Consider the following 25413-nt stretch of genomic DNA (forward strand, 5'->3'; position numbering starts at 1 on the left):
AAATGAAACATAGGGGTGATCATATATGTGTACAAATATATCCATTCCACGTAAATCAAGAAGTCTTCCTTTGATTTCAGCGCGGACAATGGATTGGGCTACGAAGCTTCCCACAGCCATAACCTTTGTACCACGAGGTCAATCGTTTCCGGAATTAGGGCAGCGTGGCGAAATACGTTGGAGGAACCGACTTGCATTTATTGGTGCAAAGAACTCAGGGGAATTTCCGAGGTTTTGGGACGGTATAAATGAGGCAGGATTGTCTGCTGCTAGCTTGTCCTTGTTTTGCAGCATATTCCCGGAGCCTCAAGCCAATACGCCCCTGCTTAGCAGCTACAATGTAGTGTCTTATGTGTTAAGTAACTTCAAAACTATTAAAGAAGTAAAGACCGCACTTTCTAAATTAACTATCGTTAATTCGTACAATGATGCCTACCACTATATAATAAGCGACGCTTCTGGAGACCATTTAATTATAGAGTTTATAAATGGGAAGATGAAGACCTATACGACCACAAGAGGCGTGCTAACCAATGACCCACCATATGATTGGCATCTTACGAATCTCAGTTTATATGAACAATTAAGTCTTGAAGATAAATGTAATACGCTTTGTGATGAGGAACTTGGTGGTAGTGGGCAGCTTGGGATTCCAGGGGACCCGACACCTCAATCCCGTTTCATCCGTGGAGCTTTGCTCCAACAAACCGCTTTTATACCGAACAGTGTTCAAGAAAGTATTGGAGTGGCGCGGCAAATACTACAAACACTCTCTGTGCCAAACGGGACAGTCTATTTGCGCAAGTACAAAGGTTTATACGATTGGACGCAGTGGGGGGTTCTGCGGGATCATACGAATTTGAGTTACTATTTCTATACAGACTTTAACAGTAAGCTATATGGCATTCACTTTCATGAACTAAATTTAAACGCTCGGAACCAAAAGCAAATCAATATCGACCAGCCTAGCTGGTACAAAGATATTTCAGATAGATTCACATCTCATTGATTGATATTTAGGCACTCAGGTAATATTTTGCGATTGCTTCCCAGCACGCTACTGGGGAGCGGTCGTTTAATTTTTTTGAGGAGGGGAGTAAACATTTGAACCGGTCATTCGCTGGAGGGAGGTAACAGCACAGTTTATAATTTATAACCATATAGAACATGTGATACTATCTCCTTACAATAGGCGAGAACGATATGCGCTAGCAAGGATGGTTGGACTGGGGGATTTCATATGTCGTTTTGGAAGAAAGAGACACAACTTGATCGAATAATAAACAAACTCGTACAGGCTATGCGCACAGATATGGACTTTTTGGTGTTTGGAGCATCATCACACAAGTACAGGGTTAATAAAAAGCTTACAGCAAAAGAGCTTGCGGAATGGCAAGCAAGAAATCAGGTTACGCTCCCAGAGCCGTATACGCAGTTTTTAATGAATGTTGGAAATGGAGGTGCCGGGCCTTATTACGGGATTTATTCGATTGGAGAGGCAACCTCTCATACGGATAGACTTGGGCTTGCTACAAAATGCGTTCTGTACCCTGGAATGACAAAAGAGGAGTGGAACCATCTGGCGGCCCCCCTGATCCATGATGAGGACATCTCGGACTTGGAATACGATGCCGCTCGTGATCGGGTGATGGGAGGCATGCTGTGCATCGGCACGCAAGGCTGTGAATACGATATGTATCTCGTACTAGAAGGGAAGCACAGGGGGAAAATTGTTTACACTTCAGCTTTTTATCCTGATCATCCCTTTTTCTTTGTGTATGAAGACAACTTTCTGGACTGGTATGAGCGCTGGCTGGACGAAATTATTCTGGAATATGATATCGGGTGGTTTGGCAGCAAAATGCCGGGCGATGAAAATGCGTTGATACAAGTTTATCAAAACGGCTCAAACGAAGAAACCAGATTAAAAGCGCTTGATGGAATGTTCAAGTTTAAGAAAATTTCGCAGCCAACCATTGATTTCTTAAAAAACGTTGCTGAGCGAAGACAAAGTGATCGCACCACAGCCATTCAGCTCATCTGCAAAACCTCCTTTGACGCGGGAAGAGTCTATCTTCTGGAGCTGCTGCATTCTGATCAAAATGAGGATTTTTTACAAGCTTTAATGACTTTAAACTGGTACGGTAAATCTTATGATTTAGAGGAATTTATACAAGTGATCTTACAAAGTCTTGACAGGGTTCATGATTTGGAAACGTTACGTCGTGTGGGGTATGTTTTGGAATGCTCCGACGCAATTACCCTTCAAAACTTTAAGGCCTTTTTGTGCCACACCGACACGAATATACAAAAAGCCGCAATCTATGCCACACGCAGTTGCGATAACAAATCGGAAAGTTGGGAGATCATTGAGCAGATGTTATTAGGTGGCGATAAGGAGGTCATGAAAAGCTCAATTTTATATTGGGGGCTGGTCCCTCACGAGAAGTTATTTCCATATTATAAAGCGGCATGGCCGGAATATAAAAGCAATAATAATTTCAGGGAAACATTTATTGAGTATTTGAATGCGTTAAATTTGCCAGAAGATTATTTTGACAGAGAATGATTTCACTGCATTTATAAGAACATTTAGCTAAACTTACTTATAGATCTATTGATCCGAGGGTAATAAACTATTTTTTAAACCAATGGAACATGTGCACAATTGTTCTATTGGTATTTTATTATGAAAATGAACTACAAGCGGCGGGTTTAATTTTGTTGGAATAACAATTAGTAATATTTCAGTTGACTTTGACGTCGTGTCGTACCTAAATATTAGGTGAACTAACTATAAAAATAACAAGATGAAAGGACTTGGAAAATTTAATCCAAGCCCTTTTTATTGAATTTCTTCTATGAATTGTTGTACTTCTTTAGGAGATTTTAATACCTAGAGTACCGTGAATGCGGCGATGAAGTCAAACTGCTTCTTACGGAGTACCTAATACAGACTTCATGTAAAACTTTTTATTTAGTACTGGAGGTTACACCTTCATCTTACTACTCGATTTCCGATCAGGTATTTTTGTTACTTTATCTAACCCGAAATCCAAGTGCCGCGTCATGTATTTATTAAAAAAGTCGGAATCAATTCCTGTCATGTGATAAAAGAAGGATACTTCTACTTTCCAATCGTTCTCAATCATTTCGCCGACGTCTACAAGACCTCTGGTTGAAACGAGATCAATGATTGTTTTGATTTTTAATGGTTTCTGAATCGGGATAACATCATCAAGCGGTTCCATTTTTAAATAACCTTTGCGATGCATGGCCGCGTAAAAGTTGCGATGATCTTTTGGCGTAAGGAGTCCGAGATTAGCTGCCCTATATCCCAACACTTGTAACGAAGCTTTCCATTTCTTTTTTAAATCCAAGTAGTCATCTGGTTTTGTAATATGGAAGACATCCTTTATGTCTAACCTAAACTCATCTTCTGGTAACAATAGTGCTCCAGCAAACATATCTGCTTCACGCTCAATAATATTGTGCTCTTTCCGATCAAAGTTAGCGAACTCAAGACGATAGTGTAGCAACAGGTGACCTAATTCATGCGCAATATCGAAGTTCCTGCGAACGGCTGCACGTTTCATATTGCCTAAAATGATATAGGCCCTGTCGTTGCGGGTCCAGAGGCTATATGCGTCAATCTCTTCACCAATAGCCTTCTCAAAAATGAACACTCCACTCTTTTCGATCAGGAACATAAGATCATCATTATTAGATTTCGATAAATCAAGTCTGGTTCGTGCTAGATGTGCAACATGATTGATTTGGGTGACTCTGTCGTCCTCTGTGTGATTGACATACTCAATAACTTCGTCCCTTAACTGAATAATTTTGAGAGCAGGGAGGTTCACTTTAGTCGTTATATAATTTACAAACGTATCTAGATATTCGACATGCTTTGCCTCTGCCTGTGTCTTCGAAATGACATTTAATACTTTTGATCGATAGGCAATATTCATTAAGTCGATATTGGCTGGCGTCATATGTCGAGCGAGCATGTCGTCTGTGTAAAAGTATTTACTTTTTACGCTAAAAATTCGCTTTAATTCGTTCACAATCTGCATCTTCGGTGATGTATAAGCGTTCTCGTACTGCCAGACGGCTTGTTCTGTAACACCTAACTTCTCGGAGAGCTGCTTTCGCGAATATCCGCGCATGATTCTTAAATTGGTTAGGTTCTCACCAATAAACATGCCTGCTCCCTCCTTACTTCACTTACACGCTTTGTTTGCTTATAAATATTGTTCCTCATCTTCGTATATCCCAATATCGAATGCAGCCGGATCCATAATCTCCTCATTCATCTGAGGTGCCACTACCTCGCGCTCCGCATCCGTTAAATCAGCTCCGGAGATAAAGTCGGAGAGATTCTCTACAAGATAAGCGATATTATCATTTGGATTAGGTAAATAGTGCATGATCTCAGAAATCTGATAGGCCTCATCAAGTGCATACGTAAGTATATGAAATTGAGTGTAGGACGATGCGAAGCTCACAAGTTCATCTCTTATCTGGCTTTCTAAAAGGAACAAGGAGAGCTGTTCAACGCGTTCCGTTTCTTTCCCTTGTTGTGCTGACTGCCGTGTAGAGGGGAAATCCAAGTCTTTATTGATTTTTGAGAGCTCATGAAGATAGGTACGACGTGGTCCCTTCTTCTCGTTATGGCTTGGCAGCATCGCCTGTGAAAAGCAATCTTCATTAAAATAAGCGGCATTCTTGATGAGAAAAAGAATGTTGGAGTCTCCATGGATGAATTGGAGATAGCCCCATGTTAATCCTGCTTTTGATTTCTTGTAGGTAAAGCCGTGACCAACACATTCTTCGGCAAGTTTGCTTTCGATAAAGTTACCTTTAGTCAAAGAGAAAGCAGAGCTTATCTTCATTTTAGCTTTACGATCTATACGATGCTCAATATAGTCACGATAACCATCTACAATAGCATCAACAATCATTTTATTGTGATCAGGACTAAACTTGTATGGATCCATAGCAAACACTCCAATTCAATAGAATGAGGACAGTCTATATTTTAATCGAAATTGGGGTGTGTGAATATGATTTTTTTTGAAATTTTTAAAGTTTTATTATAATTGCGATGAATTTTTATAGTTGTCACAGCTCTTACAAGCAGTTGTGTTAAGGCTTGTTTTTTACGGTTATTGAGGTTTACGGCAGAATTCTCACTCCTTAACTGCAACAATATGTCATCATTGAAATTTATCGTCTTTTAAATCGTATATAGCTGTAATATAATAGTAAATAACTATATCTAAATTTATAACTAATAGTGAGAGCCTACGCTTATTGAAACGCTTACATCATTTCTTCAAATATTAGCGCATAAGGACGGTAAACATGAGCAATAAACAAACCAAAACGGACGTTATCTTAATTGGTGCCGGAATCATGAGTGCGACTTTAGGGTCTTTGCTGAAGGAATTAGTACCCGAGTGGGAAATTACAGTGTTTGAGAAGCTCGCCAACGCAGGGGAAGAAAGCTCTAATGAATGGAATAATGCGGGGACGGGTCATGCCGCACTATGCGAGCTTAATTACACCGTTGAGAAGCCAGATGGATCGATAGATATTAGCAAAGCGATAAAGATTAATGAACAGTTTCAGGTTTCAAGACAATTTTGGTCTTATCTCGTAAGCAGCAATTTGATCCGTAACCCACAGGACTTTATTGTCCCTCTGCCTCATATGAGTTTAGTGCAAGGGGAGCGGAATGTAGCGTTTTTACGAAAACGTTTTGAAGCGCTGTCAAACAATCCTTTGTTTCAAGGGATGGAGTTCTCGGACGATAAGGCTACCCTGACCGATTGGATTCCGCTAATTATGAAGGGTCGAACATCGAATGAGCCGATAGCGGCAACAAAAATAGAATCAGGTACGGATGTCAACTTTGGTGCTTTAACGCGATTACTGCTTGACCATTTAAAAAGTAAAAATGTCGATGTCCGCTACCAACGTAGTGTAGACGATATAACACGTACCCGCGACGGTGCATGGGAATTAAAAGTGCGCAATGTCGAGAACGGTACCGTTGAACGCCATTGTGCAAAGTTTGTCTTTATTGGCGGCGGGGGTGGAAGCCTACATTTGCTACAAAAGTCGGGTATTCCTGAAGGAAAAGGTATCGGAGGCTTTCCGGTAAGCGGACTGTTTATGGTGTGCAACAATCCGGATATTGTAGCGCAGCATCATGCAAAAGTATATGGCAAGGCGCCTGTTGGTGCTCCGCCGATGTCTGTTCCGCATTTGGACACCAGATATATTGACAACCAAAAATCGTTGCTGTTTGGGCCGTTTGCCGGCTTCTCACCAAGATTTCTAAAAACAGGCTCGATGTTTGATTTGCTAACGACCGTAAAAACACATAATCTTGTCACGATGTTGGCAGCAGGCGCTAAAAACGTATCACTGACCAGGTATTTGATTCAGCAAGTGATGTTGTCAAAAGAAAAGCGGATGGGTGATTTGCGAGAGTTTGTCCCGAACGCCAAGAGTGAGGACTGGGATTTAGTAGTAGCGGGCCAGCGTGTTCAAGTCATCAAGGACACGGCTGATGGGGGCAAAGGCACACTTCAATTCGGTACGGAAGTGATCAGTGCTGCTGACGGGTCAATCGCTGCATTGCTGGGCGCTTCTCCAGGCGCTTCTACTGCCGTCAACGTTATGCTTGAGTTAATAACTAAATGCTTCCCGCAGCACATCAAAGAGTGGGAGCCGAAAATAAAAGAAATGATTCCTTCGTATGGCGTATCGCTAGTGGAACATCCAGAACTGTTCCACCAGATTCATACGTTAACGACGCGGACGCTTCGTCTAAACAGTGAACGGCAGCCTGTCACATCGACAGCACAAAAGTTAAAATAAGTGAAGCGGCCTTCGTCCTGAATTCCATCGGACTGAGGCCGTTTAGCATTTCTTGATACGGTCAAACGGTGATCGCCGCCCGACTTAAACAAGCGAATAATTACGTCCATTTGGAATCTTAATTGAGGCATATGGGACAATAAAAGAGAATAACGTATGTTTCAGTCCAATTCTGGCAAAATGGAATTAGGGATTAAACGTAAAATAGGTTATGATTGCATGTATGAAAACGAATATGATGGACAGATCATATAAAAATTAGCAGAAGTAGGATAAATGTAAATGACAGATAACAAAGAACAAATGTACCGTTTTAGTGAAGCCCCGATCTGGGATTTGCAGCGGACTTATTATGAACAAAAAGGTATGAAGGCTTGGAACAATGACCAAGTGCCTCAGTACATTACGAGTAATCCAATGATCGCCACCACATATGCAGAAATGATCTTTGGGTTTCTTCAAGATCGGGCTGATCAGGGACATCGCTCAGCGCCGGTCTGGATTGTGGAGCTTGGAGCAGGAGCGGGACGTCTGGCTTACCACGTGCTGCATGAATTAGGTCGGCTGAGAGAATATGCGGGCATAGAACTAGAGCTGCCTCCATTTCGTTATATTATGACGGATTTGGCTATGAGCAATGTGTTGGCTTGGAAGGAGCATCCTGCTCTACAAACTTTTATTGAAGCAGGAATACTTGATTTTGCACGTTTTGATGCACTTCAGGACACAGAACTCCATCTGGTCGTAGCAGACACAACGATTAGTGAGGGCGATTTAGAGCAGCCCTTAATGATAGTCGCCAACTACTTCTTTTGTGGTATTCCACAAGAGCTGATTTATGTAGGTGATGGTCAAATTTACGAAGCCGATGTTATCGTGGATCGTCCTGATAATATGGATTCCCTTCAACCGTCAGAAGCGTTACATCAAATATCTTTACGTTATGAGTATCGGCGAGCTCCTGAGTATGAACAAGAAACGTATCCATACCGGGATGTGATTACGGTTTATCAGGAACAGCTAGAAGATTCCCACTTTCTATTTCCTGTAGCGGGATTGACGTGCTTGGAACGTTTAAAACGATTGTCTCAGGCAGGCTTTCTATTACTAACAGCAGATAAAGGCGATCATTTGCTTGATAATTGGAAGTTCGCAGAACCGCCAGAGTTGATTTTGCATGGAAGTTTTTCTTTAACAGCAAATTATCATGCCATTCAACACTATTATGAGCAAAGAGGGGCCACAGCTTTATTTCCACCGCATCATTATAAGAACCTAAATGTGGGCTGTATTATTCATTTGGATACGCCAAAAACATATATACATACCAGATTAGCTTATCGCCGGTTTATTGAACGCTTTGGTCCGGACGATTTCTTTAGTATGAAGGAATGGGTAGATCGTAACATAGACAGTATGCAACTACAGCAAATATTAAGTTTTTGGCGTTTAGGCGGATACGATGCTGAATTTTTTATTCAAAGTGCGAGTCGGATTTCGAGTTTGCTGCCAGATGCAAATGATGAGGAAATACAGGATATTTGGTTAGGTATTCAGCTTATGTGGTCTTCGTACTACATTATGGAACAGCGTTATGACCTGGCACTTGATGCGGGATTGATTCTGTTCGAGATGGACATGTATGAAGAGTCAAAACGCTTCTTGGAACTGTCGATACATACAGACCAGGACCAGATCGTATCCACCGTATTTTATTGTCTTGCCATTTGTTGTTTCGAGTTAGAGTTGGAAGATGAAGCATTACAGTACACACGAAAGCTAGTAGAGCTTGAACCTGATCATGAAGAGGCGCTGGAATTGTTAAGCCGATTCGAATGATTCCGCTATTTAGCCAATAGTATTCTTTTGATGTTTTATGATAGGATAAAGACTTATAACAGAGAGGAAGTGCATGAAAATGATTAACATAACCATCCCCAAGCCGGATGTAACGATTTACAAGCAAAAAAACCCCCAGCTGAGCAACATCTATGGTTTTACTGATTTTCATTTGATCACTAGAGAAACCGGTGGTTTCTTTATGTTTTATAACGATAAGGATGAGCTGCTCTTTGTAGGTAAGGCAAGAAAGCTGAGACCTAGAATTAAGAAGCATTTTGAAGATTCCGTATCGGTCGTGAAAAACCATCGTAATGAGATTGCCAAAATTGAAGTCTTTGTTAATGAAGATGCTGTTGAGCGGGAAATTTACGAAACCTATCTGATCAACACCTATAAAGCCAAATACAATGTAGAGAAAGTGTTCTTCAAATAAATAAAAGTACACACCTAAAAACGATAAGCGCAGTCATGAGAACTGTACTTGTTGTTTTTTTGTATTCTGGGCAAGGTAGCAGGATGCCGTGAGGCTGCACATGATCATTAAAAGACAACCGAATAAGCCGCATGGCTATATCGGTTGCTTTGGGTTGGCTTGAAAAACGCAACATGCCATATCTACAGGAGATTGTATCATGTTCTGAACTGACGCCAGCTGTTAAATGATCTTTACTGTACGTTTACCGAACGGCTACTTCCTTGCCTTGCGCTTGATTTGGAGGTTTTTATTTTTAGCAAAATAAATAGGAAAGCAAGCAATGCAAACATTATGCCGCTCCAGATGAGCTGATGCATGCCCAGGTGAGAAATAAACCAGCCGCCGATTGAAGTCCCTATAGTAATACCAAGATTGGAAAAGGAAACAAATAAACTGTTGCCGAATTCGGGCGCTTCTTTGGTCTCTGTCGTTAACCAAGCTTGGCTGACAACCAGCCCGCCAGAATGCACTGCTCCCCACACGAACACAATAACTACCATTGGAATGAAATAAGTTCCCCCATAATAAGCCAATAAATACACTGCTGCATAGAGCAAGGGGAACAAAATAACGGTTTTTGTCATGCTTTTATGCAGTAATTCCCCGAATATAAAATTCCCTACGATCATAATTACACCAAAAGCCATCAACATCATACTAATCCATGATCCGTTCATCTGAGTTACTTGACCAAGGTATTCCGCAAAGTAGCTGTACACAGAAAACATTGCTGCGAAAATAAAAATAACGGTCACGATGTTTAACCACAATTGGGGTTTGCGTAATATACCCACCTGCTTGCCATAAGACATTTTTTCCTTAACAGGCATGGAGGGCAGCCACATTAATATGCCTACAAAGGCAATTAGACTTACTAATGCTCCGAACAAGAATGCTGCTTCTAACGATAACTTTTCGGCGAGGTAAGAGGTCAACGGCACGCCAAACGCAAATCCAACCGTTATGCCAGCAAACACCTTTGTAACAGCCTTGCCGCTTTTTTCCGAGGGTACAAGTTTAGCTGCGGTTACGAGGGCTACGGAGAAAAAGACAGGATGAAAAATGGCTGGGATAATACGGAAGGCTAACATAACTTCAAATGTCGTAGTATAGGCATACACAATATTGGATATCGCAAACAGAAGAACAGCCGTCAAGAGAATGACCTTGCGGTTAATACCTGAAGTCAGTAAGGTAAGGAAGGGACCAGAAATGGCAACGACTAAAGCAAATATACTTACAAGCCAGCCTGCCTGTGAGGCGGATATATTAAACTTTTGCGTGACTTGGGGCAGAACTCCTATAATACCCATTTCCGTTGTAATAATGCCGAACACGCCTAAAGCCAAAATCAAGATCAAAAGCGAGTTAACCTTTTTCATAATAGATGTAATTCTCCATTCATATTTATATATATAGAAATATAGATTTAAAAAACCAAAAAAAGATTCCCTTTCTGTTATAGTTTTTCCTTAATATACTCGGAAAATTTCTGTATAGTCTGTTCATTGCGACGATAGTACGTCCACTTGCCGATCCGCTCAGATTCCAACAATCCAGCCTTCTGCATGGTCACGAGATAACTCGAGATAACAGACTGCGCAAGTCCAGCTCTAGCCTGGATATCGCCTACGCATACACCGATCCGGAAATTGAGACCTTGTTGTAAATAGGGCTGTTCATCAAAGAATTGCTCAGGGTTCTTCAGCCATAACATAATCTGACTGCGAGTCTCATTAGACAACGCTTTATAAATTAGTAAAGGTTCCATATATATTATTATATCTATTTTTATAGATTTGTAAATATGAAAAGTGCTATTCACTTATCCCATACAGAGTCAAGGGAGACAATCCGAGATTTGCAGCGTTGTGAAACATAATGGTACCATTTTGTACGTGGTAGCCTCGATTAATCTGCTTCTTCCGGTCTGTATGATCTCCCTATATTGATATAAGGGGGATATAACCTATTTCTAACAATCCCCCACTCTGTAAATACCTGGCGGCTTACAGCTGCGAAGCCAGCTCCAATGGTAGAAAGGCGTAGTTGCCATCCCTTAGGATCTCACCATGACGAACCGGAATTGCATGTTTAAAAATAGGCCCATCGATAACGGTAGTATGGAACTCCCCACCTTCACCGCAAGGATCAATACCACGAGCTACTAGCTCCCTTACATATTCAGCAGTTAGTGTGCGCCCAAGATCTTCTTCCCGCATGCCTAATGATAAATTAACCGTTACCAGGATCGTTACAAACCCTAGATTGATGAACGTTTCGACGGCTTCTCGATGATCCATTTCCCATAAAGGCATCCCTAGCTTTAGTCCAGCGTTTTGGGTTACTTTGTCATGCCAACATCCGTGAGCGGGTACATCCAAGTCCCCAGTCACCAGTACCTCAGCACCTTGCTGTTTAGCATTAACGAGCAAGCGTGTAAATATGGCCTCATAATCGGACCAACTGGTAGCTGCCATATATAGAGGCAGACCAATTGCATCGGCTTGGGCACGAATAAGCTCTGGGGGCATCCCGTGTGAACGGGACCGTTTCCCTTCTTCCTCCAACATAACAATGAGTCCGATTGCCTCTCCGACACTCATCGCTTTGTAAAGCGCTAGCATGCTATCCTTGCCTCCACTAAAGGAAGCTATAAATTTATGCCCTTGGGCACCATTTTTCCAATCCGCTACTTCCGTCATCTGTATCTTCTCCTCTTGTTCGCATGATTTGTGGTGGGGACCCAGTCAATCCGTTATCTATACTATAAATGAGGAGTTAGAAGTCTGTATATAAGTTCGGTTACAAGTCATGATAAAAGAGGTTTTTCCAATTTTGTTCTACAGCGAGGTTCTTCCTCCAGGAACAAAAAGATTAAGATGGGAAGTAGAAGGCGGGGTCGTCGATCAATATGACATTTCATTTGAATGAAAAGGGGTGTGTCGGCAGGAACGGACCCTACGGAGTTGGAAGATGTCATTAGCGGAAATACACGCAGAGTCATAACCGCAAGATCACTTTACATCCATATAACCTAAATTAAGAAAAACCCCGCGAGATGATATTCCGCGGGGATAATCTCCGTATTTTGTTGGAGCACGAGTTAGCTTAGGCCTTAGAGCAAAGCCCTAATTCCCATGCTGCTTTACATCCAATATTACACGCCACCATAACGGGTGGCAGTGCAGCAAATGCGAGGCATGCAACTGGACATGCTAATGCCCCGGATAATGAGCAGCCTAAGCGAACCCAATCAATGTCAAGAGTTGTGAATTCATCTGTCAATCCCATTTTGGCTGCTACATCTAATTTAAGCAGAGTGAGATCCTTTAATGTGATAACGGAATAGCCATCTTTAGCATCTATGATGTCAAATGCGATACTTTCAGGATTGCTGCTGTCGATATTTTCTTTTAGTTTGACGAGTTGTAGAGATTCCAGAGTACCTTGTTTATTTGTGCTGCCGCTAAGAGATGCGGATTCCGATGCCGTGGCTATGGAGAAGGTGTACTTCGTGGCTCCATCTTGAACAGTGTGAATAACTTTAACGTCTTTTAAGCTGCTTAATTCTATATGTTGTTGGTTCAGAAAGTTTGTAAACAGGACATCCGTCTTTACATGCTGTGTAATAAACTGATCCCCTTCTTGTACGCTCAGAATTTGAATGGAATCAAGACCTGATGCTCTAGTGGCGAGCTCTAAAGCTTCATCGGTTACTACAGAACCAGGCGTACAACAACCGCAGTTATTGGAGGAAGGTAGTGTCTGACTAGTGCGGTCAAGAGCGTTCACTGGAGAGTATGTTACAAAAACAAAAGCAAAGATCATCATAACGGCGATTATTTTTTTGACCATAGTTAAACCCCCACCTTATATAAAATTGTTGATGCTCAACAAAAATACGGTTTAAGGAATAAACAGTTTTCGCATAAAGGTTGAATTTCTCCAGTCAAAATAAAAGGCAGATATCGTGGTGAGGGCAATTAGTGAGAACGGTATAATAAGCGCGGTTATAGAGAATTGTTGCAGGAGCATATAACAAAAAATAAACGAGAGGGGAAGATAAACAACAAAGTTGGAAAATACGATTTCTTTGAAAAATGACTGGTCATAACGGTATTTGTAGAAGCTAGAAATAGTCGCGATCAAGAGGATACAGATGATGCTAGTATGGAGCCAAAAGGAAGTTTGGAATTGCCAAGCACTCAGTTGATGGTACAAGTCACTATTAAGTGTCCAACTTATCGTTAAAATATATGGCATAAAGCCCATGCCTCGCTTGAACTTTCCATTTGTGGGGGTCAATGAGCCTTCTAGCCCGTGCATTTCTTTTTTAACAATGTCTTTAGGGTTGCCGAGGTCAACGAATAAAGAACGTAATTCCGAAAGGCTGCTCCTAGAAGTGGATTGCTCCTCAATTAATAACTGATACTGTTCAAAAAGCTCCGTTTTACGAACAGGGCTTAAGTCACTAATCCAGATATAATACTGAAGTGACCTTAAATAACCATTAATTAGTTCATGTCTTTCCATCTACCAAACCTCCTGTTGGCTAGTCTTCTTTTTAATTTCAATAAACCCTTACATTTACCCTAACGATGTGTACTAGCTGTAGATAACGTTTTAATAAAGGCGTGCCCCCCATTTTTTTGAAAAATGAGTATGGAGCTTCTTTCTCGCCCTGTACAGTAATTGAGTTAAGGCATGTTCCGACATTTTTAACTTGTGAGCGATTACTCTACATGATTTGTTTTCCAGATAGTATAGCCGAATTACGGTTTGGTACTTAGCATTTAGTTGCCCTAGTGATTGATACAACATTTCTTGGCGAATTTTCGATTCAATAAGTTTATCTACTAGAGTTGTATCAGCCTGAGTATGATGTTCCAGATACCTTACAAGGAGTGAGTGCGGTAAGGGATAATACTTTCGGTGTTTTTTCATATAATCATATGCAGTATTTCGGGCCACTTTTTTAATCCAAGCTTTAAGATTATTGGAATGATGCAGTTTGGGTGCCTTCATCATTACTTTTATGAAGGACTCTTGTACAACATCTTCTGCTAACTCATGGTTGCGAAATAAAAGATAAATATCACGATAGATCAGCTTCTTATAAGAGTCATACACGGATTGTTGAGTCGAGCTGTCAAGATGATGAATATTGTCGCGTAGAAATAATAACCAGCGCTCCATATAATCCCTCCAAACTAGCAAACTACTCGTTGACATAAATACGTGCACACATAACTATTATCGTGTTATCTACTGGATGAGTAAGTGGGGGAACAGATATCAAATGGGGACTATAACGAATCAAAGATAGAACTAAATTGAACATAGAACATCTAATCGCTGATTAATTTGGAAATACATTCATGATTTATATTAAATATACCTTATTTATAAAGCAGAGGAAAGTGCAGTCCTATGCCAAAAGGGATTATGTCTGAAAAGGGACGGACATTTCCGTCAACAGGCATATCGACATCGATGTGTCCTATTATAACTTCAATCCAAAGGCCAGCCCTTGCAGTCCCAGTAGAGGGGAACAAGGTGCTGGCCCTTATCATACCTATTGGATGAGGTTAACATGCTGCTCATCCATAAACCTCACAGACGCTCCTGCTGTCCACGTTCCAGACTTTGAGCAAAGCCTGTACGCCAGGTTGGATATAATGGAGTCCAACCGTAATCGCCACGCGCCTTCGCATTGGAGGCGCCGCGCTCCCCTCGATTGCGCCCTGATTGAAGCGCAGGTACAGGCGCTTGCAGCGCAGCCGCATATACCGGCAGCCACTCTGTTCCTGCGGCGGGCTCATCGTCGACCACATGGACAGGTCCGGTAGGCCATTCCAGTGCCAGCAGAGCTGCATTAGCGGCATCCTCCACATGAAGGAAGGAGGTTATGCCATCCGTTGCTGGCATTTGGCTCTGCATCACCTTCTGAGCAATTGTGCCCTTATGGTCATACCAAGTGTGCGGCCCATAAAGCGTGCCGTATCTTAGAATAACGTGCTCCGGGATTTCAGCCACAGCACTTTCCAATGCAGCCACACCGTCAACTGTAGTTTTTCTCGGCAATGGCGCGTGGATATCCAAAGGCACCTGTTCCCCCGCAGGATGCTCCCCTGGCTCATAAGCCCATGATATGCTTTGTGCAATCATGCGTTGTACTCCAGCAGCATGCGCTGCATCAACCAAGTTGCGGGTTCCTTCGATGCGTATGCGCGCATTCTCTTCAATACTCCCATTGCTCAAGGAAGTAAGCTGATGGATGATGACGTCTGGGTCGACCGCACCTACCGCTGCTAGAACAGCTTCTTTTTCAAACACATCGACTACGATCGACGTTGCACCCAAAGCCTGAATGTGCGTCTTACGCTCCAGTTTATGTGTCATGCCGACCACTTCATGGCCTGCCTGAACTAATTTACGAGTTAACAGCTTGCCGATTACACCTGTAGACCCTGCGACTAAAATTTTCATATCTATACCCTCCGTGTGTAAGAAATAAGGAGCTTTTACTCCGCCCAACCCCCACTTTATATAGGTTGGTGTCCGGCTGTATGGTTCAACTGGCGTGGGACCATCAAGATTTGTAGCCCCATCAATACGACTGTAAGCAAGCATAGTCCTAGCATCGCAATTCCAAATTGATGAGTTCTATCGTGCATCCATCCGATTAGGAGCGGACCTAGCGCACCGATCAAATATCCGATGGATTGTGTCATCGCGGCCCAAGAGGATGCTTCTTCGGGTGTAGATGCGGTATCAACCGGCAGTAATGAAGCCAGCGAAAACAGCATTCCTGAGCCCAATCCGCATATTGAAACCGCCGCCCAAGGGAGCGTTGAGCAGAGAATCAAGGCAAGCCCAAGCAACTGCATGAGGGAGGCGCACAACAGCCATATTTTTTTGGAAGGCACTCGCCTCAGCAGCAGTTGGAGCAAGAAGCCGCTTGGGATTTGAACAAAGGCATAAAGGGTAAGTAAATGGGCTGCATCAGCATGAGAATAACCCAAACTTTCCATAATAGGTGGCAACCATGCCATTAAGGAGTAGAAAATCATCGCCAAAAGTCCAAAATGCAAAGTGAGCAGCCAAGCTTGCGTATTTTTCCAGGGCAAAGTGGGACTTTGCAAGTAGATATAGGGTAATGTGTGGGCCTTAGCTTGTCTATGCATGACTACGAACCAGATGGGAAGCGCTGCTGCTGCAAGCAAGGACCATAGGGCAAGGGATGCCTGCCACGAATTAAAGGTCATTTGCAACGGCAGGGACAAGCCAGATCCAAGGGTAGCTCCAAGCGACAATGCTGTCGTGTATATAGCGACCATCGCGGCTGTTTGTGCGGGAAAATACTTTTTCATAAAGCCAGATAATAAGGGTCCCATTGTAGCAATGCCGAAACCAATCAGCACAGCGGTAGCTAGCAAAAAGTACGCCGAGTTCGTGACCAGTCGTAATGACGTCCCCATCGTAATGAGTATCAACGACCAAGCAATTACTTGCTCAAGACCCCACCTTCTGCCTAACCGAATAGATAGCGGAGAAAGGCATCCCATACAGAGCACAGGAATCGACGTCAACAGGCTTGCAACTGTACCATTTAAGCTTAAATCGTGACGAATGAGCCCAAGCAATGGGGCAACAGCCGTGATCGCAGGTCGCAAACTTAGAGCGGCTGCAAAAAGAGCTACTGGCATAAGCCAACCAGCCATGATGTGCTTCTCCTGATGTGGAAAAGGATACGCAGCGTCAAGGCGCTGTAGAGGATGCCCCCCTTGTTGATGATGCGTGCGGGGCGGCAAATCGATAGGCGGACGCATCTTTGGCACCTTCCTTCTATGTAGTCCTTGTATTAGCAATTTCGATCTTATCATGTTAGATTGGACATCATAAGTACCACTTCAATAGAGTTTCCAGCATACCAATTATACCGATAAGGAGTGTATCCTATATGTCGACTACGTCTACTGCTTTGGTTCAAGAAACGAAGACCCAACAAGTGTACACTTTTCTGCGTGACCGCTTATTTGGGGGCATTTATATGGCGGGGGAACGGTTGCCTTCAACCCGAGATCTTGCACATGAAATAGGGGTGTCACGTGCACTTATTGTAGAGGTGTATGAGCAGTTGATTGCTGAGGGGTATTTGGAAGGACGTCGGGGATCAGGTACGTATGTGGTGGATTTGGGCGGTCGCAATCCCCTCGCAGCCGACATATATGAACAAGGCAGCTCTGTCGGGTTACGGGACCTCACAACAAGCGATACTCGCTTTACGGGGATTGATTTTCGCCCGAGCTTCCCCGCCCTTGATTTGATTCCGCGTCAAAAATGGAAGGAAGCATCTCTTGCTGTGCTAAATAGCACCTCCCTCTATGACTGGGGGTATGCTGATCCAGCAGGAAATGAAGAGCTGCGGGGCCAAATCTGCCGTCTATTGCTGCACAACAAAGGGATTCAATGTCATCCGTCACAAGTAATCGTAACGGCCGGCGCGACTCAAGCAATCATGCTATTGTGCAAGCTGCTGCTAGGCCCTAATGATGCTATTGCATCTGAGGACCCGACGGCCAGCTTTATTCGAGATATTTTTGCATCGTCTGGGGCCACTATCATCCCTACTCCTATAGATGAGCAAGGGTTATGTGTCGATCAACTGCCAACGCTCATTTCTCCCAAGTGTGTATTTGTTACGCCATCACATCAATTTCCTTTTGGCAGCATTTTATCAATTGGACGTCGGATTCAACTGCTGGAGTACGCACGGGCAAATCATAGCTACATTATAGAGGATGATTACGACAGTGAGTTCCGCTATGCGGGGATGCCGGTACGTGCGCTGCGTGAGCTAGATGCAAAGAGAGTCGTGTATGTAGGAACGTTTAGTAAAAATATGTTTCCAGCCTTAAGGCTTGGATACATGGTCGTGCCGCATGAATTAGTGGCACCGCTGATTCAACTTAAACGGTTGACGGATATGCACAGTCCTGCCTTATCGCAAGCTGCCCTTGCCAAGTTTATCGCAGACCGTCACTTGGAGCATCATATAAATCATATGAAGCGGATTTACAGGAAAAGACGAAATCGACTTCTTACCGCTTTAGGGGAAACATTCGGTGCAGAGGTTAACATAACAGGTGATGCGGCAGGTTTACATCTCGTCGCAGAGTTCCCAGGTCGGCGATTCGACACCGATTTGGCGGCACAGCTTGAATCACAAAATATTCGAATATACCCTGCGGGTACGTACACGATTAGCAAAGGCAAATATGAAGACCGGCTTATTATGGGATTCGGAAATCTTACAGAGGAGCAGATTGGCAAAGGAATAACAGCAATTGCTAATTTGTTGAAGTGAACGAATGGGAAGTTGGCATCAGCATCTGTTTGACTTGTCAGCAAATGAATAGCACCTGCCTCTCCAAGCGTGCTGGAGAAGCAGGTGCGGATGTAGATTGAAATGTTGAACAGATAAGATAAGTGCTGCTTCTTATTTAAAGGAAGCATAGCCCTCGTCGGCCATCACAACACTGCCGTTGATTGCACTGGCTTCTTCTAAGGACAATAAATACACGGAGTCCGCGACTTGCTCAGGCGTAGTTAATTTGTTGCCGATGACTTTGGCTTTCATCGCATCGACCATCCCTTGATCTTTGTAGCCCTGAATGATCGGCGTATCCACAGCACCTGGTGCTACCGCCAACACTCGAATGCCATACGGCGCCAGTTCAAGTGCGGCAGACTTCGTCATCATAATGACGGCGCCTTTGGAAGCGTGATACGCAAATGTGCCCGGAGAAGCTAAAAATCCAAATACAGAAGCGGTGTTAATAATGACCCCTTTTGTCCCCAGTTCACGCATTTTTTTGCCTGCCGCTATAATACCGTGAACTACCCCGTGTTGATTGACGTTGATGACACTATGGTAGTCACGAAGGTCTTGATCCAAGACAGGTGTGATTCGTCCGATGCCTGCGTTGTTAAACATAACATCGATTTTGCCGAATGCGGCTACCGCTTGCTCAACGAGCGCCTCTACTTCTTCAAACTTGGAGACATCTGTTTTTACAAAAATAGCTTGTCCGCCGTTCTCATTAATCATCTCCACCGTTTGAGTGCCAGCTTGTTCATTAAAGTCAGCAACTACAACCTGCGCGCCTTTACTTGCAAATTTAAGGGCTGTCGCTCTACCGATACCGCTTGCGCCACCTGTAATTACAGCTACTTTGTTTGTGTCCATCGATTATACCTCCATTAAGGTGATGTACTATAATAAAAATGTAATAGGTTCTATCTTGGTGCTGCTTCCATTCGATACACTCAGTGTAACTCGCTATAAATTTAAATAAAATTTAATTATATTTACTTATAATTAATTAAATCTTAACAAGGGGATTTGACGATGAATTTAGAACAGATGGAGTATATTGTCGAGGTAGCCAATACGGGCTCATTTACAAAGGCGGCTCAAAATACCCATGTCACTTTATCTGCAATCAGTCAATCGATATCCTTATTGGAAGCCGATCTGGGCATCACCTTATTTAATCGTTCGCGGGGTCAAGGTGCGCTCCCAACCGTTGAAGGAAAACAGATCATCAAGAAAGCGCAGGAAGTATTGGCCAAAGTGAATGAGCTAAAAGAAGAGGCAAGAGGATACAGCAATACATTAAGCGGTGAATTGAGAATTGCGACCATACCAGGCCCTATGCACCTGCTTGTGGATGTGGTGTCGTCGTTTAAGGCGGATTATCCACATGTGAATATTGAAATTTTTGAAAAAGGACCCAATGAAATATTGCAGGACCTGGAACACAGCAGAATTGATATCGGATTAATCGTGCTAAACGATGAGGTTATTAACAGAAAGGAATATGTGACGTTCGAAAAATTGTGGGAGGGGAAGATGGTTGTAGGGGTTCATCCGAATTCACCATTTGCCCACGAGAAGAAGATCAAGCCCGAACAGTTAGTCGGTCAAACGTTGGTTTTATATGATGACAAAGATTTATGGGAGGATACCAACACCTTAATTTCAAAACATGGCAAAGCCAATATTCTCTTTACTACAAACAATACCAAGGCAATCCAGAACGCAGTGAAGCGTGGCTTGGCGATTACGGTCGGGCTGGAGTATTCGTTCACGGACATAGCGGACATTGTGCCAGTAGAGCTGGATCAATCGGATGTAAGCCCCGTTTATTACGGCTGGGTGCTGCATAAAGGGAAGCATCCGTCACAGGCATCAAAGCGATTTATTCAACGATTGCAGAGTGAATTTTAACACCCTGTGTGCGGTAGTTAAGGACTAGCTAAGGACTGATCAACGTACAAATTGCAATCTGCTTTACTTGTAATCTCCTCTAAGGGGATGATCAACAAGCTTTTTCTCTATGAACTTTTATATAGGATGGGATGGGAAGCTTGCCATTAAGAGAAGACTATGCCAGTATATATACATATAAGGAACCTACTGGATGTTATTGTGTAGTATGCATGCCTATACTAATGCTGTGCGTTCGATAGTGTGAGACAATAATAATCCAAGCTAATGCACTAGTTTTAAAATGAGCCATAAAGATTGGAGAAATGAGAATGTCTAATTTGCCAAATTGTCCAGCATGTCATTCCGAATACACGTACGAGGATGGAAGTTTGTTTATTTGCCCAGAATGCGCACATGAATGGACACTAGATTCGGATCAGGACAACAACGAAGATCAAAAGGTCGTAAAAGATGCAAATGGCAACGTGCTGCAGGACGGCGATTCCGTATCTGTCATCAAAGACTTAAAGGTTAAAGGATCGTCATCGGTCGTGAAAATAGGAACTAAAGTTAAAAACATCCGGTTAGTGGATGGTGATCATGACATAGATTGTAAAATTGACGGCTTCGGGGCGATGAAATTAAAATCCGAGTTTGTCAAAAAGATATAATGTTCATTCCAAGCGAATAGTGGCAATCGAGACAAAAGCCTTCTAACTTAGAGGGCTTTTGTTTGTGTATGATGCCGCAATACAAGGCTTGGCACACCTACAAATTAGTTAAAAATAAATATTCCTTTACAGGAATATTCCCTTCATAGTATATTATATGCAAGGGTACAGAACAGATGAAATCAGGTGAGTTAATATGTATGAGAACGAGCCCATAACTCATAACGTACTCCATACCAACGCTACATTAGCAGGGACTACATCATGAAGGATATTACAACTTTTAGTGCGCTGTCAGAACCAAATCGCTTGCGTATAATCGAGCTATTGCGGCAAGGCCCTTTGACTGTAGGGGAGATTGCAGAACGGCTTGAATTGCGTCAGCCACAAGCGTCCAAGCATTTGCGTGTATTGCTGGAGGCAGGCCTGGTTGAGGTTGAGGCAGTGGCGAACCGTCGCCATTATAGACTCCGACAGGAGCCGTTCCAAGCGCTTGATACTTGGCTTGAGTCCTATCGCAAGGTTTGGAGTGAGCGCTTTGACAACTTGGATCATTACTTGCAGCAGTTGCAAAGGGATAATCACCAACAGGACGATGTGCCTGAATAGGAGGAATTAATAATGTCCAGTACGATGATCACAAGAGTAGAAGGCGCAGAGCTTATTTTGGAGCGCGTGTTTCATGCACCACGCGAACTCGTGTTTAAAGTGTTCTCTGAAGCTGAGCATTTGAAGCAATGGTGGGGGCCGCGAGGCTGGAACGTAACAGTATGCCATGTTGATTTTCGCGAAGGCGGCGTATGGCATTACTGTATGAAGTGCGAGGACAAGAATCAGGGTGATTTTTTTGGATTTGAGTCGTGGGGCAAGGCCGTCTATCAGGAGATTATAGCGCCTGAGAAGCTTGTGTATGTAGATTATTTTTCCGACGCGGATGGTAATGTGACAGAAGGTATGCCATCCTCGCAGGTCACCGTGACGTTTATTGAAGAGGAAGGCAAGACGAAGCTGATTTGCCGATCACGTTATGAATCTGCGGAAGCATTGGATAACGTGATGAAGATGGGGATGGAGCAGGGCATAACAGAAACATGGGATCGCCTTGATGAGTATGTGCAAAGTGTATAGGATTACGTGGTGCTTCGCCTAGGCTTGCATAACAGAACGACTACTATGCTCAGTCTCGGACGTTAATAGAATAGCAGAATCATACAAGGGGCTATCTCAAAGTCGATTTTTCGACTTAGAGACGCCCCTTTTGCTGTGTGTTCATCGGTTGTTGTGTTGTTACCTTTGGATACGCAGAAATTTATGACTTGATTAAGCTGGCCATGTTCCAAGTGAGCTGCCGAATTTTCCAACCGATCTTGCCGGTTAAGATGATGTCGAGCCCCCTATATCGTGTCCATACTACACCGCGATTGGGTCCTAATCCCACACAGAAGAAGTCCATAAAGCTTTTGTGGGAAGGTGCAGCAGTGCCTTGTAAATCGGCAAAGACAATTTTGCCTAATCTCGCGGCTTGAGCGTTGCCTTCTTTGCAGGTCATCTGATCCACCTGCCCGCTGGCAGGGTCCACGATTCGGGCACAGTCGCCAATGCTGTATATACATGAGCAACCCTTGACGCGGTATGAAGCATCTACGACGAGCTGCCCTTCCGGTGTGACGGGCAGCCCTAGGCTGCGTACGATCGGATTCGGCAGCAGGCCAAGTGTCCAGACGCAGACACCAACCGGAATGACATCACCGTCTGCGAGTGTAAGCTGACCGTCCTGCTCGTGCAGCGCCTTCTTTCGATGAAGGACGGTTACACCGCAGTCTGCCAAGCTTCGCTCCAGCTTACGGGCCATCTTGGCAGGGCCGTTCGGCAACAAAGTATCCTGCGCGTTCAGCAAGTACACCTTCACGTCCGCAGGATTAAGGCCAAGCCCTACCGCAGCCGCGCGTATAGCATGAGCCAGCTCTGCCGCAGTTTCGATGCCGCTAATGCCTGCTCCTGCAACAGCGAGTGTAAGCAATCGCTGCCTCAGTGCTGCATTCGGCTCACGAACGGCTTGCTGGAGGTTCGCAAGCCATAACTTGCGGATCGTTGCAGCCGCATGGATGCTGGACAGTGTAATGCCGCCTTGTGCAGGTGCTGCTTCCCGAATTACACTGCCAAGCGCCAATACGATGACATCATAGCCGATAGATTGCGTAGCGCCGTCCTCATCGGTGTAATGAAGCTTGCGGTGCGTGGGCTCCAAGGCGCTAACGGTGCCTTGGATCACCTCCACCCCTTCCGAAAAGAGCTCTTTGAGCGGCAAAGTTATATTCATGTCTGCCGCAGCAGGCTTAAATAACAATACTTTACGCAGATGATGCGGCTGCTTATCCATTAAGATGAACCGAACCTCCCGCCCCTTTACTTGTTCGCCAAGCGATTGGCGAAGGGCTTGCAGCGCATGAATACCGGCGTAACCTCCGCCCACGACGATACATGTGAATGGTGTCATTTGAACCATCTCCTTAAATGGGATTATATCTATAAGGCGAATGGGGAGAGCGTTTTGTGACAAGATGATGGGATTCCGAAAATTAAATTACGGCAGGGTATAAATATTGAGATAACTAGCAGCCTATCATAACGGTTTATTTTTTCGTACAGGTTGAAATGAGATCATAGCTGTATTATAATCCGTTTAAATAATTAAACTTATCAACGGAGTGAAATATGACTACACCTAACTGCACAAGCAAGTCGATTGACATGCTGGGTAAGCTCAGTCCTTACTTTCATGGTATGGGCGATCCCGTTCGTCAGCAGATTATTGCGCTTCTCATGGATAAGGAGAGCCTTAACGTAACGCAGATAGCGGAGCATATTCCAATGTCGCGTCCAACGGTATCTCATCATTTAAAGATACTAAAGCAAGCAGGCTTGCTCCAAGCAACCAAAAAAGGCACCGAATTGCATTATCGCCTGGAGTTTGAGGAAGCAATATCGCTGTTAAAGCAGCTTGTTATGCTTGTGGAAGAGGAATGTTTGACTGTATCAAACGATCAGAAATAGGGGCAGGAGCTGTCCCTATTTTTAACCGCTATATGTTGATAAGTTTAAACATATAAACATAATAAAAAGGAGCATGTGCAATGAAGAGCCAAACAAAAGGAGCTAGACAAACAGTATTGATTGTTGGCGGGTACGGTGTGGTAGGGAGCCAGATTGCACGTATTTTACTGCAACGACATCCCGGGATGATCATCTTGCTGGGTGGGCGTAATCCGAATCGGCCCGTCCCTTTTGAAGAAAAAAGCGTACAAACCGTTAGCGTAAACAACATGGCGGAGGACCCGTTGGAGCATGTTACCGAGGAGCTAACGTTAATTATCAATGTGGTCAACGATCTGGAGGATCGCTTACTGCTGTCGGCTGTGCGAAGAAGGATACCGCTAGTAGACGTTACGCGCTGGACCGAGCGCTTTATACATGCGTTTAACAAGTTGGAAGAGGTTAACACGAGTACACCTGTCATCTTTTCTTCTGGCTGGATGGGCGGCACAGCGGCCTTGTTCGCCAAAATCATTTCAGAAGGGCTGTGGGATACACACATTAACATTCATGCGCTCTATTCTTTGAAGGATAAGGCAGGACCTGATTCGACGGCGTATATGGATCGTCTGTCCATCCCATTTGATATCGTTGAAAACAAGGTCAAGCGCTCTGTTTATCCGATGACAGATCCGATTAAGGTCCGCTTCCCTAACGATTACATTACAAAAAGCTACCGCTTGGATACGCCTGACCATGTGACACTAGTAAAGGACAAAAATATTAGCGCAGCTCATTTTCGGATCGCTTTTGATAACAAAGCATCTACGTGCGCGCTTGTTGCAATGGTGAGAACAGGATTATGGGGGCGTTTAAGCGGTGAGCGGTTTCGGCGAGTGCGACATAGTGTGCTGTACAATCCGGGCAATGGACAGCCGCATTATCTCGTTATTCATATTCGTGGTCGTAATGTGGAAGGGCAATACGAAGAAAGAACGATTCAATTGACAGACCCGTTAGGTCAGACTCATCTGACCGCACTGGGGGCTGCTATTCAGGCCGAGAACATTGTGCGAGCTGCGGACAACTATTGGCGAAACCCGCGGGCCTACTATCCAGAGGAACTGCTGGACCTTGGTGTCAGCGCGACTAACGTGTTTGATTATTATCGTGCGCATGGGGTTGTAATAAACGAAGCAAGATGAGGATCACGGTTGCTA

24 protein-coding genes are annotated in these 25413 nt (G+C 43.8%); 12 read left to right on the plus strand and 12 right to left on the minus strand.

Features of this window, described 5'->3' with window-relative positions; translation table 11 throughout:
* Positions 1 to 25: 25 nt before the first annotated feature.
* Positions 26 to 1009, plus strand: a complete 984-nt coding sequence (locus tag H509_RS0102570) for a linear amide C-N hydrolase (protein WP_028543686.1) — start codon at positions 26 to 28, stop codon at positions 1007 to 1009.
* Between the two features lie 231 nt (positions 1010 to 1240).
* Positions 1241 to 2569 carry an SMI1/KNR4 family protein gene (locus H509_RS0102575; RefSeq protein WP_028543687.1) on the plus strand — a complete coding sequence of 443 codons (1329 nt, stop codon included), beginning with the start codon at positions 1241 to 1243 and terminating at the stop codon, positions 2567 to 2569.
* Between the two features lie 421 nt (positions 2570 to 2990).
* Here H509_RS0102575 and H509_RS0102580 read toward each other — a convergent pair whose 3' ends face one another.
* On the minus strand, positions 2991 to 4205 hold the full coding sequence (locus tag H509_RS0102580) for a spr1629 family repressor/antitoxin (protein WP_028543688.1): 1215 nt from the start codon (positions 4203 to 4205) through the stop codon (positions 2991 to 2993).
* Between the two features lie 39 nt (positions 4206 to 4244).
* Complete coding sequence (locus H509_RS0102585; protein ID WP_028543689.1) at positions 4245 to 5000, minus strand: spr1630 family ClpXP-sensitive toxin; 756 nt, start codon at positions 4998 to 5000, stop codon at positions 4245 to 4247.
* A gap of 367 nt (positions 5001 to 5367) precedes the next feature.
* On the opposite strand from H509_RS0102585, the gene H509_RS0102590 reads away from it, so the two are divergent.
* The 3 genes from H509_RS0102590 (at position 5368) to H509_RS0102605 (ending at position 9166) form a co-directional block, all read left to right on the plus strand.
* Positions 5368 to 6891 (plus strand): malate:quinone oxidoreductase, encoded by a 1524-nt coding sequence (locus H509_RS0102590; RefSeq protein ID WP_028543690.1) that lies wholly within the window; start codon positions 5368 to 5370, stop codon positions 6889 to 6891.
* Positions 6892 to 7173: 282 nt separating this feature from the next.
* Positions 7174 to 8730 (plus strand): hypothetical protein, encoded by a 1557-nt coding sequence (locus H509_RS0102600; protein WP_028543691.1) that lies wholly within the window; start codon positions 7174 to 7176, stop codon positions 8728 to 8730.
* 79 nt (positions 8731 to 8809) lie between these two features.
* Positions 8810 to 9166, plus strand: coding sequence for a nucleotide excision repair endonuclease (locus H509_RS0102605; protein ID WP_028543692.1), 357 nt, complete (start codon positions 8810 to 8812; stop codon positions 9164 to 9166).
* 233 nt (positions 9167 to 9399) lie between these two features.
* On the opposite strand, the gene H509_RS0102610 is transcribed toward H509_RS0102605, so the two are convergent.
* From H509_RS0102610 to H509_RS0102645, 8 genes are all read right to left on the minus strand, one after another.
* Positions 9400 to 10590 (minus strand): MFS transporter, encoded by a 1191-nt coding sequence (locus tag H509_RS0102610; RefSeq protein WP_028543693.1) that lies wholly within the window; start codon positions 10588 to 10590, stop codon positions 9400 to 9402.
* Between the two features lie 77 nt (positions 10591 to 10667).
* Entirely contained in the window at positions 10668 to 10979 is a 312-nt protein-coding gene (locus H509_RS0102615) for an ArsR/SmtB family transcription factor (protein ID WP_028543694.1), read from the minus strand.
* Between the two features lie 238 nt (positions 10980 to 11217).
* Complete coding sequence (locus H509_RS0102620; RefSeq protein ID WP_028543695.1) at positions 11218 to 11913, minus strand: Dph6-related ATP pyrophosphatase; 696 nt, start codon at positions 11911 to 11913, stop codon at positions 11218 to 11220.
* Positions 11914 to 12319: 406 nt separating this feature from the next.
* Positions 12320 to 13066: a hypothetical protein gene (locus H509_RS0102625; RefSeq protein ID WP_028543696.1), complete on the minus strand. Its 747-nt coding sequence runs from the start codon at positions 13064 to 13066 to the stop codon at positions 12320 to 12322.
* Positions 13067 to 13117: 51 nt separating this feature from the next.
* Positions 13118 to 13744 (minus strand): hypothetical protein, encoded by a 627-nt coding sequence (locus H509_RS0102630; protein WP_028543697.1) that lies wholly within the window; start codon positions 13742 to 13744, stop codon positions 13118 to 13120.
* Positions 13745 to 13834: 90 nt separating this feature from the next.
* Positions 13835 to 14407, minus strand: a complete 573-nt coding sequence (locus H509_RS0102635; RefSeq protein WP_028543698.1) for an RNA polymerase sigma factor — start codon at positions 14405 to 14407, stop codon at positions 13835 to 13837.
* A gap of 417 nt (positions 14408 to 14824) precedes the next feature.
* Positions 14825 to 15700 (minus strand): NAD-dependent epimerase/dehydratase family protein, encoded by an 876-nt coding sequence (locus H509_RS0102640; RefSeq protein ID WP_028543699.1) that lies wholly within the window; start codon positions 15698 to 15700, stop codon positions 14825 to 14827.
* 56 nt (positions 15701 to 15756) lie between these two features.
* Complete coding sequence (locus tag H509_RS0102645) at positions 15757 to 17043, minus strand: MFS transporter (protein ID WP_051286771.1); 1287 nt, start codon at positions 17041 to 17043, stop codon at positions 15757 to 15759.
* Positions 17044 to 17174: 131 nt separating this feature from the next.
* Here H509_RS0102645 and pdxR point away from each other — a divergent pair, with 131 nt between their 5' ends.
* A complete protein-coding gene (pdxR, locus tag H509_RS0102650; RefSeq protein ID WP_051286772.1) occupies positions 17175 to 18581 on the plus strand; it encodes a MocR-like pyridoxine biosynthesis transcription factor PdxR in 1407 nt (468 codons plus the stop codon).
* Between the two features lie 132 nt (positions 18582 to 18713).
* Here the strand turns inward: pdxR and H509_RS0102655 are convergent, their stop codons facing one another.
* Complete coding sequence (locus H509_RS0102655; protein WP_028543702.1) at positions 18714 to 19463, minus strand: SDR family NAD(P)-dependent oxidoreductase; 750 nt, start codon at positions 19461 to 19463, stop codon at positions 18714 to 18716.
* 162 nt (positions 19464 to 19625) lie between these two features.
* On the opposite strand from H509_RS0102655, the gene H509_RS0102660 reads away from it, so the two are divergent.
* The 4 genes from H509_RS0102660 to H509_RS0102675 all read left to right on the plus strand — a co-directional run bounded on the left by H509_RS0102660 (position 19626) and on the right by H509_RS0102675 (position 22288).
* Positions 19626 to 20507 (plus strand): LysR family transcriptional regulator, encoded by an 882-nt coding sequence (locus H509_RS0102660; RefSeq protein WP_028543703.1) that lies wholly within the window; start codon positions 19626 to 19628, stop codon positions 20505 to 20507.
* A gap of 311 nt (positions 20508 to 20818) precedes the next feature.
* On the plus strand, positions 20819 to 21160 hold the full coding sequence (locus H509_RS0102665; RefSeq protein ID WP_028543704.1) for a zinc ribbon domain-containing protein YjdM: 342 nt from the start codon (positions 20819 to 20821) through the stop codon (positions 21158 to 21160).
* A 264-nt stretch (positions 21161 to 21424) separates the two neighbouring features.
* Entirely contained in the window at positions 21425 to 21769 is a 345-nt protein-coding gene (locus H509_RS0102670) for an ArsR/SmtB family transcription factor (RefSeq protein ID WP_028543705.1), read from the plus strand.
* 12 nt (positions 21770 to 21781) lie between these two features.
* Positions 21782 to 22288, plus strand: a complete 507-nt coding sequence (locus H509_RS0102675) for an SRPBCC domain-containing protein (protein WP_028543706.1) — start codon at positions 21782 to 21784, stop codon at positions 22286 to 22288.
* 181 nt (positions 22289 to 22469) lie between these two features.
* Here H509_RS0102675 and H509_RS0102680 read toward each other — a convergent pair whose 3' ends face one another.
* Positions 22470 to 23657, minus strand: a complete 1188-nt coding sequence (locus H509_RS0102680) for an NAD(P)/FAD-dependent oxidoreductase (RefSeq protein ID WP_028543707.1) — start codon at positions 23655 to 23657, stop codon at positions 22470 to 22472.
* Positions 23658 to 23875: 218 nt separating this feature from the next.
* Here H509_RS0102680 and H509_RS0102685 point away from each other — a divergent pair, with 218 nt between their 5' ends.
* Complete coding sequence (locus H509_RS0102685; RefSeq protein WP_028543708.1) at positions 23876 to 24214, plus strand: ArsR/SmtB family transcription factor; 339 nt, start codon at positions 23876 to 23878, stop codon at positions 24212 to 24214.
* 80 nt (positions 24215 to 24294) lie between these two features.
* Positions 24295 to 25398 (plus strand): saccharopine dehydrogenase family protein, encoded by a 1104-nt coding sequence (locus tag H509_RS0102690; protein ID WP_028543709.1) that lies wholly within the window; start codon positions 24295 to 24297, stop codon positions 25396 to 25398.
* Positions 25399 to 25413 lie beyond the last annotated feature (15 nt).

This window comes from Paenibacillus taiwanensis DSM 18679, assembly GCF_000425125.1.
GTDB classification, from domain to species: domain Bacteria; phylum Bacillota; class Bacilli; order Paenibacillales; family Paenibacillaceae; genus Paenibacillus_B; species Paenibacillus_B taiwanensis.

Excerpts from the sequence above, each read along its gene's own strand:
- H509_RS0102655 (WP_028543702.1), bottom strand. The coding sequence starts at position 19,463 with ATGGACACAAACAAAGTAGCTGTAATTACAGGTGGCGCAAGCGGTATC.
- pdxR (WP_051286772.1), top strand. The coding sequence starts at position 17,175 with ATGTCGACTACGTCTACTGCTTTGGTTCAAGAAACGAAGACCCAACAA.
- H509_RS0102685 (WP_028543708.1), top strand. The coding sequence starts at position 23,876 with ATGACTACACCTAACTGCACAAGCAAGTCGATTGACATGCTGGGTAAG.
- H509_RS0102630 (WP_028543697.1), bottom strand. The coding sequence starts at position 13,744 with ATGGAAAGACATGAACTAATTAATGGTTATTTAAGGTCACTTCAGTAT.
- H509_RS0102570 (WP_028543686.1), top strand. The coding sequence starts at position 26 with ATGTGTACAAATATATCCATTCCACGTAAATCAAGAAGTCTTCCTTTG.
- H509_RS0102575 (WP_028543687.1), top strand. The coding sequence starts at position 1,241 with ATGTCGTTTTGGAAGAAAGAGACACAACTTGATCGAATAATAAACAAA.
- H509_RS0102645 (WP_051286771.1), bottom strand. The coding sequence starts at position 17,043 with ATGCGTCCGCCTATCGATTTGCCGCCCCGCACGCATCATCAACAAGGG.
- H509_RS0102625 (WP_028543696.1), bottom strand. The coding sequence starts at position 13,066 with ATGGTCAAAAAAATAATCGCCGTTATGATGATCTTTGCTTTTGTTTTT.
- H509_RS0102680 (WP_028543707.1), bottom strand. The coding sequence starts at position 23,657 with ATGACACCATTCACATGTATCGTCGTGGGCGGAGGTTACGCCGGTATT.
- H509_RS0102580 (WP_028543688.1), bottom strand. The coding sequence starts at position 4,205 with ATGTTTATTGGTGAGAACCTAACCAATTTAAGAATCATGCGCGGATAT.
- H509_RS0102585 (WP_028543689.1), bottom strand. The coding sequence starts at position 5,000 with ATGGATCCATACAAGTTTAGTCCTGATCACAATAAAATGATTGTTGAT.
- H509_RS0102600 (WP_028543691.1), top strand. The coding sequence starts at position 7,174 with ATGACAGATAACAAAGAACAAATGTACCGTTTTAGTGAAGCCCCGATC.
- H509_RS0102670 (WP_028543705.1), top strand. The coding sequence starts at position 21,425 with ATGAAGGATATTACAACTTTTAGTGCGCTGTCAGAACCAAATCGCTTG.
- H509_RS0102620 (WP_028543695.1), bottom strand. The coding sequence starts at position 11,913 with ATGACGGAAGTAGCGGATTGGAAAAATGGTGCCCAAGGGCATAAATTT.
- H509_RS0102660 (WP_028543703.1), top strand. The coding sequence starts at position 19,626 with ATGAATTTAGAACAGATGGAGTATATTGTCGAGGTAGCCAATACGGGC.
- H509_RS0102640 (WP_028543699.1), bottom strand. The coding sequence starts at position 15,700 with ATGAAAATTTTAGTCGCAGGGTCTACAGGTGTAATCGGCAAGCTGTTA.
- H509_RS0102635 (WP_028543698.1), bottom strand. The coding sequence starts at position 14,407 with ATGGAGCGCTGGTTATTATTTCTACGCGACAATATTCATCATCTTGAC.
- H509_RS0102690 (WP_028543709.1), top strand. The coding sequence starts at position 24,295 with ATGAAGAGCCAAACAAAAGGAGCTAGACAAACAGTATTGATTGTTGGC.
- H509_RS0102615 (WP_028543694.1), bottom strand. The coding sequence starts at position 10,979 with ATGGAACCTTTACTAATTTATAAAGCGTTGTCTAATGAGACTCGCAGT.
- H509_RS0102605 (WP_028543692.1), top strand. The coding sequence starts at position 8,810 with ATGATTAACATAACCATCCCCAAGCCGGATGTAACGATTTACAAGCAA.
- H509_RS0102610 (WP_028543693.1), bottom strand. The coding sequence starts at position 10,590 with ATGAAAAAGGTTAACTCGCTTTTGATCTTGATTTTGGCTTTAGGCGTG.
- H509_RS0102590 (WP_028543690.1), top strand. The coding sequence starts at position 5,368 with ATGAGCAATAAACAAACCAAAACGGACGTTATCTTAATTGGTGCCGGA.
- H509_RS0102665 (WP_028543704.1), top strand. The coding sequence starts at position 20,819 with ATGTCTAATTTGCCAAATTGTCCAGCATGTCATTCCGAATACACGTAC.
- H509_RS0102675 (WP_028543706.1), top strand. The coding sequence starts at position 21,782 with ATGTCCAGTACGATGATCACAAGAGTAGAAGGCGCAGAGCTTATTTTG.